The organism is Xanthomonas euvesicatoria pv. euvesicatoria (genome assembly GCF_020880415.1).
GTDB lineage: Bacteria > Pseudomonadota > Gammaproteobacteria > Xanthomonadales > Xanthomonadaceae > Xanthomonas > Xanthomonas euvesicatoria.
Window position 1 is genome coordinate 127,199 of the sequence record NZ_JAJIUJ010000037.1, and the last position, 8,335, is coordinate 135,533.

At 64.6% G+C, this 8,335-nt stretch carries 7 protein-coding genes; 3 read left to right on the forward strand and 4 right to left on the reverse strand.

The features are described from left to right. Positions 1-312: 312 nt before the first annotated feature. Positions 313-1,593: a serine--tRNA ligase gene (serS, locus tag LN450_RS05950; RefSeq protein ID WP_008574929.1), complete on the reverse strand. Its 1,281-nt coding sequence runs from the start codon at positions 1,591-1,593 to the stop codon at positions 313-315. A gap of 111 nt (positions 1,594-1,704) precedes the next feature. Here serS and LN450_RS05955 point away from each other — a divergent pair, with 111 nt between their 5' ends. Further along, on the forward strand, positions 1,705-2,376 hold the full coding sequence (locus LN450_RS05955; RefSeq protein WP_008574928.1) for an energy transducer TonB: 672 nt from the start codon (positions 1,705-1,707) through the stop codon (positions 2,374-2,376). 358 nt (positions 2,377-2,734) lie between these two features. Beyond that, positions 2,735-3,202, forward strand: a complete 468-nt coding sequence (locus LN450_RS05960; RefSeq protein WP_039419093.1) for an energy transducer TonB — start codon at positions 2,735-2,737, stop codon at positions 3,200-3,202. Positions 3,203-3,340: 138 nt separating this feature from the next. On the opposite strand, the gene aroA is transcribed toward LN450_RS05960, so the two are convergent. The 3 genes from aroA to serC all read right to left on the reverse strand — a co-directional run bounded on the left by aroA (position 3,341) and on the right by serC (position 7,165). Beyond that, positions 3,341-4,663, reverse strand: coding sequence for a 3-phosphoshikimate 1-carboxyvinyltransferase (gene aroA / locus LN450_RS05965; RefSeq protein WP_011347048.1), 1,323 nt, complete (start codon positions 4,661-4,663; stop codon positions 3,341-3,343). Between the two features lie 123 nt (positions 4,664-4,786). Next, the gene (gene pheA, locus LN450_RS05970; RefSeq protein WP_011347047.1) at positions 4,787-5,995 is read right to left on the reverse strand and encodes a prephenate dehydratase; all 1,209 of its coding nucleotides are present in this window, start codon (positions 5,993-5,995) and stop codon (positions 4,787-4,789) included. Between the two features lie 84 nt (positions 5,996-6,079). Continuing rightward, the gene (serC, locus tag LN450_RS05975; RefSeq protein WP_011347046.1) at positions 6,080-7,165 is read right to left on the reverse strand and encodes a 3-phosphoserine/phosphohydroxythreonine transaminase; all 1,086 of its coding nucleotides are present in this window, start codon (positions 7,163-7,165) and stop codon (positions 6,080-6,082) included. A gap of 176 nt (positions 7,166-7,341) precedes the next feature. Between serC and msrP the strand changes: the two genes are divergently transcribed. Then, positions 7,342-8,310, forward strand: coding sequence for a protein-methionine-sulfoxide reductase catalytic subunit MsrP (msrP, locus tag LN450_RS05980; RefSeq protein ID WP_011347045.1), 969 nt, complete (start codon positions 7,342-7,344; stop codon positions 8,308-8,310). Positions 8,311-8,335: the final 25 nt, after the last annotated feature.

Here is an 8,335-nt window from a genome sequence, read left to right on the forward strand (position 1 = left end):
GTGACGGGTTGACGCGTTGAAAGGTCGTCATGACTGCGAGTTGCCATAGCGAAAAACGGGACCACCGCTGGTCCCGTTTTTTTGTGTCGATTTCCAATAGCAAAGAAGCTCGCGCTCAAACGCCCTCGCACCATGTGCGCCAGACATCGCAGACTCCATTCGACACTCGCATGTGTGGAAGCTGCCAAGCGTAGCGAGCACGCGTCTGACAAGTGTCGATCTAACCGGGCAACCGCAGCGCCCGAAGCGATATGCGCACCGAACGCCGCCCGCGTCGCCTGGTGATGAGCGCCGTCCTCCGGTTACCCGCACTCAGCCGATCCGCTCGAGCCCGCCCATGTACGGACGCAGCACCTGCGGCACATCGATCGAGCCATCGGCGTTCTGGTAGTTCTCCATCACCGCGATCATCGCGCGGCCCACGGCAGTGCCGGATCCGTTGAGCGTGTGCAGCAACTCCGGCTTGCCGCTGACCGGGTTGCGCCAGCGCGCCTGCATGCGCCGCGCCTGGAAATCGCCGCAATTGGAACAGGACGAAATTTCGCGATAGGTGTTCTGCGAAGGCAGCCATACCTCAAGATCGTAGGTCTTGATCGCGGAAAACCCCATGTCGCCGGTGCACAGCAGCACCTTGCGATACGGCAGGCCGAGTTGTTCCAGCACCACTTCGGCGCAGCGCGTCATGCGCTGATGCTCGGCATCGCTGTCTTCCGGCGCGCAGGCGGTCACCAGCTCCACCTTTTCGAATTGGTGCTGGCGGATCATGCCGCGCGTATCGCGGCCACCACTGCCGGCTTCGGCGCGGAAACACATCGAATGCGCGGTCATGCGCAGTGGCAGACGCTCGGCGTCGATGATCTCATCGCGCACGATATTGGTCAGCGGCACTTCGGAGGTGGGGATCAGGTAACGGCGCGACTCGCCCACTTCGGTCTGGAACAAATCGTCTTCGAATTTCGGCAGCTGACCGGTGCCACGCATCGAATCGGCATTGACCAGCAGCGGCACGTTGGTTTCTTCATAGCCATGCTCGCCCACATGCAGGTCCAGCATGAACTGCGCCAAGGCACGGTGCAGACGCGCGACCGGGCCACGCAGCACGGTGAACCGCGCGCCCGACAATTTGGCTGCCGTCTCGCCATCCAGCCAACCGTGCGGCGCACCCAGTTCCACATGGTCCTTGACGGCGAAATCGAATTGACGCGGCGTGCCCCAGCGCGATTGCTCCACGTTCTCGCTTTCGTCCTTGCCAAGCGGCACATCCTCGGCCGGCAGGTTGGGCAGGCCAAGCGCGATACCCTCGAGCTTGGCGCGAATCGCATCCAGCGCCTCTTCGGACGCCTTGAGTTCATCGCCGAACCCGGCCACTTCGGCCATCAGCGCGGCCACATCTTCGCCCTTGGCCTTGGCCTGCCCGATCGCTTTGGATTTGGAATTGCGCTGACTCTGCAGTTCCTGCGTGCGCACCTGGATACGCTTGCGCTCGCTCTCCAGCAACTCCAGTTCCGCAATGTTCAAATCGAAGCTGCGCGTGCTTCGCAGGCGCTCGGCAAGGTCGGCGGGGTGTTGGCGAAGCAGGGCCGGATCTAGCATCGGAATAGGTGCGTCAGTGGAATAGCGCGAGATTATCGCCTGTTCCGGCACCTGCTGCGATCGATTCACTACGGCTATGCCAGAATTGCGACGATTCTTCAGGTGAGCCCTATGTCCGCGCCCCGTCCTGCGTCCGATCGCCATATCGTTCTGCGTCTGCCCCGCCACACGCTGAAAATCGCCGGCATCGCCTTCGCTGCCGGCCTGCTGTTGTTCCTGCTGGTCTGGGCCACCGGCCGCAAGGACGACTTCTATAAAGCCTCGCCGGCGCAGCCGACCGCAGGCGCGCAGACCGACGACACCATTGCGCCGCTGCCGGCGCCATTGCCCGCCCAGGACGGCGCAAGCGACATGCCGCAGGCCAAGCCGCCGGCCGAAACCCCCACCCTGGTGGACACCGCGCCACCCGCCCCGCCCGCGCCGACGCCGCTGCCGGAAAATGCGGTACCCGGCGCGCCAGGTGCCGCTGGCAGCGCCGCGCCGGTCAACGCACCGGTCGCTGGCGGCGATCGCCCGGTACCGATCCAGGGCCAGATGCCGCCGCCCCGCTACCCGTCGGCTGCGCTGCGTCGCGGCGATGCTGGCGATGTGGTGGTGCGGGTCGACGTGGATGCCGCCGGCAATCCCGGTGGCGTGACCCTGGTGCAGCGCAGCGGCTCGCGCGACCTGGACCGTGCGGCCATGGAAGCCGTGCGGCACTGGCGCTTCCACCCGGCGCAGCGCAATGGCCAGCCGGTGGCCGGCAGCATGGACATCCCGTTCGAGTTCAAGCCTGCGCAGTAAGTACAGCTAACTCTTCGCGCGTGTTGCTTGTCACTGCCTTGCCGGCGTCCGGGTGCGAGGTGGCAGGCCTTGGCTGACGCCACGCAGCCACAAACAGCATGCAGTTTTAACCGCGCCGCAATGTCAGCTTGACTAAGCTGAACTTTCAGCAAGCTCGAACGCTTCATTCGCCGTCCGCCTTAGCTGCCCCTCAGGTAGCGCCAACCAGACTGGTCTCGTCATCCTCAGATGCGCCAGGAGGTCGGCCATGTCCGTCACTTCAAATCCTTCATCCGCTCACCCGTCGTCGCTGCCGCAGCACGGCAGGCGCTCGATGGAGCGGCAGCAGAATGCAGCGAGCGACGGCGCTTCGCCCTGGATGTGGGCAACGCTGGTGGCGCTGCTCATCGTGGTACCCAGCTGGTGGTGGGCACGCCACAGCGACGAGTCACTGGCGACCGATACGCGGCCGCTGCCGGCAGCGAGTCGGCAGATCCTGCCGACGACCGATGGCCCGCGTGCGATGACGATGGTGGCGCACCAGCCTGCTCGCCCAGCGGTCAGCAGCGTGGAAGCCAAGCCGCTGCCGGGCAATGCCATGCCGAGCTACCCGGCCGCCGTGGCGCGTGCCGGCATCCAGGGCAGCCGCACCGCACGTTTGCAGCTGGATGTGCAGGGCCGGGTGAGCGATGTCACCATCGTCGACCGGAGCGGAAGTGATGACCCTCGGCTGGATGCAGCGGCGATGGAAAGCTTGCGCCGGTGGCGCTTCGAGCCCGCCAAGCGCGACGGCCATGCGGTGGTGAGCAGCGTGCAGGTGCCGGTGGAGTTCACCGCGCAGCGTTGAGAACTTGCTCAGCGCTGCGGCGCTTGACGGACGGCAACGCTCGCGATGTCGCGGCGCGTCGTCACGCTCCTGACTCGCAAACAGACATGGTCTTTCCGGACCCGGCGAGATCTGGGCCATCCTGCAACGGAAAACGCGTCACCGACGCCCGGCGGTTTCCAGCCCGAATCCGGCGCCCTGCGCCAGCGTGTCGAAGCCCGGGAAAGAAGTCGCCACATTCGCCACATCGTTCACCTGCACCTGACCGGTGGACAGCTGGCCGGCGATGGCGAACGCCATGGCAATGCGATGGTCGCCATGACTTTCGATCACGCCGCTGCCGATGCTGCCCCCGTGGATGGTGGCACCATCCGGTGTTTCGTCGACCTGCACGCCAAGCGTGCGCAGGCCGGTGGCCATCGCCGCCAGGCGATCGGACTCCTTGACCCGCAGTTCGGCGGCGCCGGTCACCACGGTCTGCCCGCTTGCGGCAGCCGCGGCCACGAACAAGGCCGGGAACTCGTCGATCATGTCCGGCACCAGCGCTTCTGGGATCTGCGCACCGCGCAATGGCGCGTAACGCACGCGCAGATCGGCGACTGGCTCGCCGCCGTGTTCAGCGTGGTTTTCTTCGCTAATCTCCGCGCCCATCAGGCGCAACGCGGCCAGCAGCCCGGTGCGGCGTGGATTCAATCCGACCGCGCGCAGCACCACCTCCGAGCCGGGAACGATGCTGGCAGCGACGATGAAGAACGCAGCCGACGAAAAATCCGCAGGTACCGCGATATCGGTCGCGCGCAGACGCTGCCCACCGCGCAGACGGGCCTTACCAGGCGAAAAATCGATCTCCACGCCGAATGCCGACAGCATGCGCTCGGTGTAGTCGCGTGTGGGATGCGGCTCGGTCACCGAGGTCTCGCCCTGCGCATAGAGACCGGCCAGCAGCACCGCTGACTTGACCTGCGCGCTGGCAACCGGCGAGACGAAATCGATGCCGTGCAGTGCCTGCCCACCGTGCACGTGCAGTGGCGGCGTGCCATCGTCCTGCGTTTCGATCCGCGCGCCCATCTGCGCCAGCGGGCCGGTCACGCGCCGCATCGGCCGCTTGGATAACGACTCGTCTCCCACCAGCACGCTGTCGAAGCGCTGCGCTGCCAACAGGCCGGCCAGCAGACGCATCCCGGTACCGGCATTGCCGCAATCCAGCGCCTCGGTCGGCGGCTGCAGACCATCCACACCCACGCCGTGCACGATGCGCTGCGACGCCGACGGCGTTTCGATGCGCACGCCCAGCTTGGCGAAAATAGCAGCGGTGGAGCGCGTGTCTTCGCCTTCGAGAAACCCATCGATCTGCGAAACGCCGTCGGCGAGCGCGGCGAACATGACCGCGCGGTGCGAAACCGATTTATCGCCAGGAATGGCCAGGCTGCCCTGCAGTGCGGTGCCGCGACGGGCAATCCAGTGGTGCGTGCTGCTGCTCATGCATGTGATCCGATGGCTGCGGCATCGCCAATGCTGACGATGCGCTTTGAAGAAGGTTGCGGCGCTGCCGTCGATACAAGGTCGCGGCGCTCCGGCATGGATTGTCGTATCGAGCTTCGATGCTCAGGGAATGGCCACCGGATACGAACCCAGCACCTTGATCTGTGCCGAGTGCGCTTTCAGTTCGGCCAGCGCCTGCTTCATCGCATCGTCTTCGACATGGCCGATCAGATCGATGAAGAAGCCGTATTCCCACTTGGCCTGATGCGAGGGCCGCGATTCGATGCGATTCATGCTGATGCCGTGGCGTGCGAACGGGCTCAGCACGTCGAACAACGCACCTGGCTTGTCGTGGATGAACACCAGCACCGACGTGCGGTCGTGCCCGGACGAAGGAAAGATCTGCCGCCCGATCACCAAAAAGCGCGTGGTGTTGTCGTCGTCGTCCTCGATCGACTTCATGATGACCTTCTTCAAGCCATACACGTGGGCTGCGCTTTCGCCGCCGATGGCCGCGGCATCTTCAGCATTGCGTGCGCGGCGTGCGCCTTCGGCGTTGCTGGACACCGCGATCTTTTCCACCTTGGGCAGATGCGAGCGCAACCAACCTGCAGTCTGCGCGAACGATTGCGAATGCGCGTAGATGCGTTCGATATCTTCCAGCCGGCCGTTGCGCGAAAGCAGGTACTGATGCACGCGCAGCTCGACTTCGCCGCAGATTTTCAGGTTGGAGGTCAGGAACATGTCCAGGGTGACCTGGATGGTGCCCTGCCCCGAATTTTCCACCGGCACCACGCCGAAATCGGCGTTGCCGGCTTCCACTTCCTGGAACACTTCTTCGATGGTCGCCATCGGCAACCCCACCGCCGAGCGGCCGAAATGCTTGAGTACCGCCTGCTGGCTGAAGGTGCCTTCCGGGCCGAGGTAACCGATCTTCAGCGGCTCCTGCTGGGCCAGGCACGCCGACATGATTTCGCGGTAGACGTGCACCAGCACTTCGTCGCTGAGCGGGCCTTCGTTGCGGTCCACCACCATGCGCAGCACCTGCGCCTCGCGCTCGGGGCGGTAGTAATCCACCGCCGCCGCAAGCTTGCCCTTGGCCTTGCCGACCTGATGCGCGAAGTTGGCGCGCTCGGCAATCAGCGCCTGGATGTTGCGGTCGATCTCGTCGATCTTGGCACGCACATCGGCCAGCACCGGCGCGGCGGTCTTGATCGCGGCCTTTTCAGCCGGCGTGTTTGCAGGTTTGCTGTCTGAAGCACGCACCGATGTCTTGGTCGGCTTTTTCTTGCCGCCTGTGGCGGCCGTGGACTTGTCGGACTTGGGGGCCATCGCTGGGCATTCCTAAAAAATGGCGGCGCATGTGCGCTGTCAGCGCATGCGCCTGCGCGGCAGACGCCGCAGGTAAATGAAGACTCAGCCGTGACGCTGCTGGAAGTCGTGCATGAACGCGGCCAGCGCTTGCGCGCCGGCTACCGGCATCGCGTTGTACAGCGACGCCCGAATGCCACCGACTGCCTTGTGCCCCTTCAACGCGAGCAGCCCGGCTGCCTTGGATTCGCTGACGAACAGCGCATCCAGCTGCTCGTCCGGCAGAAAGAACGGGATGTTCATGCGCGAACGCACTGCCGGTTTGATCAGGTTGCGATAGAAGCCGCCGGAGCCATCGATGGCGCCATACACCAGCGCGGCCTTCTCGGCATTGCGGCGCGCAAACTCCTGCACCCCGCCCTGTTCCAGCATCCACTTCACGGTCAGCCCGAGCACGTACCAGTTCCAGGTCGGCGGCGTGTTGAGCATCGAATCGCGCGCGGCATGCGAGGCGTAATTGAAGATGTCCGCACGCGGTTGCCCGGCGCGCTCCAGCAGATCGCGCCGCACGATCACCACCGAAATGCCCACCGGGCCAAGATTCTTCTGTGCGCCGGCGTAGATCAGGCCGTAGCGCGAGATATCCAGCGGCTCGGAGGCGATCGACGAACTGAAGTCGGCAAACAACGGCAACGTGCCCACGTCCGGCGTGTCGCGAAATTCGACGCCATGGATGGTTTCGTTGGCGGTGATGTGCACGTAGGCCGAATGCGGCGACAAGGTCCAGCTGGCCGCCGGGGGAATGTCGACAAAGCCATCGGCCTGCGCGTCGGCGGCGATGCGCGCATCCACAGACGTGGCCGCCTGCTTGATCGCGGTCTTGCCCCAATGCCCGGTGATCACGTAGTCGGCCGCCTGGCCGGGCGCGGCAAAATTCAGCGGCAGCAGCGCCTGGATGGTGGTGGCGCCACCGGCGGTGAACAGCACCGCATAGTCGTCGGGAATCGACAACAAACTGCGCAGATCGGCTTCAGCGGCAGCGGCCACCGCCATGAAATCGGCGCTGCGGTGGCTGATTTCCACGATCGAGGCGCCGACGCCGTTCCACTCGACCATCTCTGCCTGCGCCTGCCGCAGGACCGATTCCGGCAATGTCGCAGGGCCGGCACTGAAATTGAACGCGCGTGTCATGGCACACCTTGGTCGAGCTAGCCTTCTAGTATGCCGCAGCGCATCGGGCTTGGCAGCGGACAAAAAAGTTGCAGCTGCATCCTTTTGACTGAGCCTGACGTAACGTAGACAGGTACCCAGGCGAACTTTTGTCTTGGTTCGTTACTCTCACGCTGCAGCCACTGCCGGAGCCTGCCATGTCGTTTCGCGATGCTTTCAACTTGCCGTCCAGCGAGATCACCGATGAGGCCGTTTACCGCGACCGCCGCCGGCTGCTGCAGTTATTTGCGTTGACCCCCGCGCTGGGCGTGGCCGGATGTGCCGAAGCCGACCCTCCCCCGCCTCCCAAGACCGTGGTGACGCCGGCGCAGGCGCGCAGCGGATTTCGCACGGCCGAGGAATTGACCCGGCTGGAAGACGTCACCAGCTACAACAACTTCTACGAGTTCGGGACCGACAAGACCGATCCGTCCAAGGCGGCCAAGACCCTGAAGCTGTCGCCTTGGACAGTGAAGGTGGTCGGCGAATGCGAGAAGCCCGGCAGCCTGTCGCTGGATGAGCTGCTCAAGGGCATCGCGCCGGAAGAACGCATCTACCGGCTGCGCTGCGTGGAAGGCTGGTCGATGGTGATCCCGTGGACGGGCGTGCCGCTGGGCGAGGTACTCAAGCGCTTCGCGCCGACCTCCAAGGCCAAGTACGTGGCATTCACCACCCTGGCCGACCCGCAGCAGATGCCGGGCGTGCGCTACCGCTCGATCAACTGGCCGTACCGCGAAGGCTTGCGCATCGACGAGGCGATGCATCCGCTGACCCTGCTGGCCACCGGTCTGTACGGCAAGCCGCTGCCGCAGCAGAACGGCGCGCCGTTGCGCCTGGTGGTGCCGTGGAAGTACGGCTTCAAGAGCATCAAATCGATCGTGGAAATCCGTTTCGTCGAAAAAATGCCCGAGACCGCCTGGCACGATCTGCAACCGTCCGAATACGGCTTCTTTTCCAACGTCAACCCGGCAGTGGACCACCCGCGCTGGAGCCAGAAGACCGAACGCCGCATCGCCGGCACCGCCAGCAAGCTGTTTGCCGAGCGCATCGCCACAAAGCCCTTCAACGGATATGCCGATCAGGTCGCTTCGCTGTATGCAGGCATGGATCTGAAGAAGTGGTTCTAGGCAACACACAATCTGACATCGACCC

Coding starts and splice junctions, on each gene's coding strand:
- serS (WP_008574929.1), bottom strand. CDS start 1,593: ATGCTAGATCCGGCCCTGCTTCGCCAACACCCCGCCGACCTTGCCGAG.
- LN450_RS05955 (WP_008574928.1), top strand. CDS start 1,705: ATGTCCGCGCCCCGTCCTGCGTCCGATCGCCATATCGTTCTGCGTCTG.
- LN450_RS05960 (WP_039419093.1), top strand. CDS start 2,735: ATGTGGGCAACGCTGGTGGCGCTGCTCATCGTGGTACCCAGCTGGTGG.
- aroA (WP_011347048.1), bottom strand. CDS start 4,663: ATGAGCAGCAGCACGCACCACTGGATTGCCCGTCGCGGCACCGCACTG.
- pheA (WP_011347047.1), bottom strand. CDS start 5,995: ATGGCCCCCAAGTCCGACAAGTCCACGGCCGCCACAGGCGGCAAGAAA.
- serC (WP_011347046.1), bottom strand. CDS start 7,165: ATGACACGCGCGTTCAATTTCAGTGCCGGCCCTGCGACATTGCCGGAA.
- msrP (WP_011347045.1), top strand. CDS start 7,342: ATGTCGTTTCGCGATGCTTTCAACTTGCCGTCCAGCGAGATCACCGAT.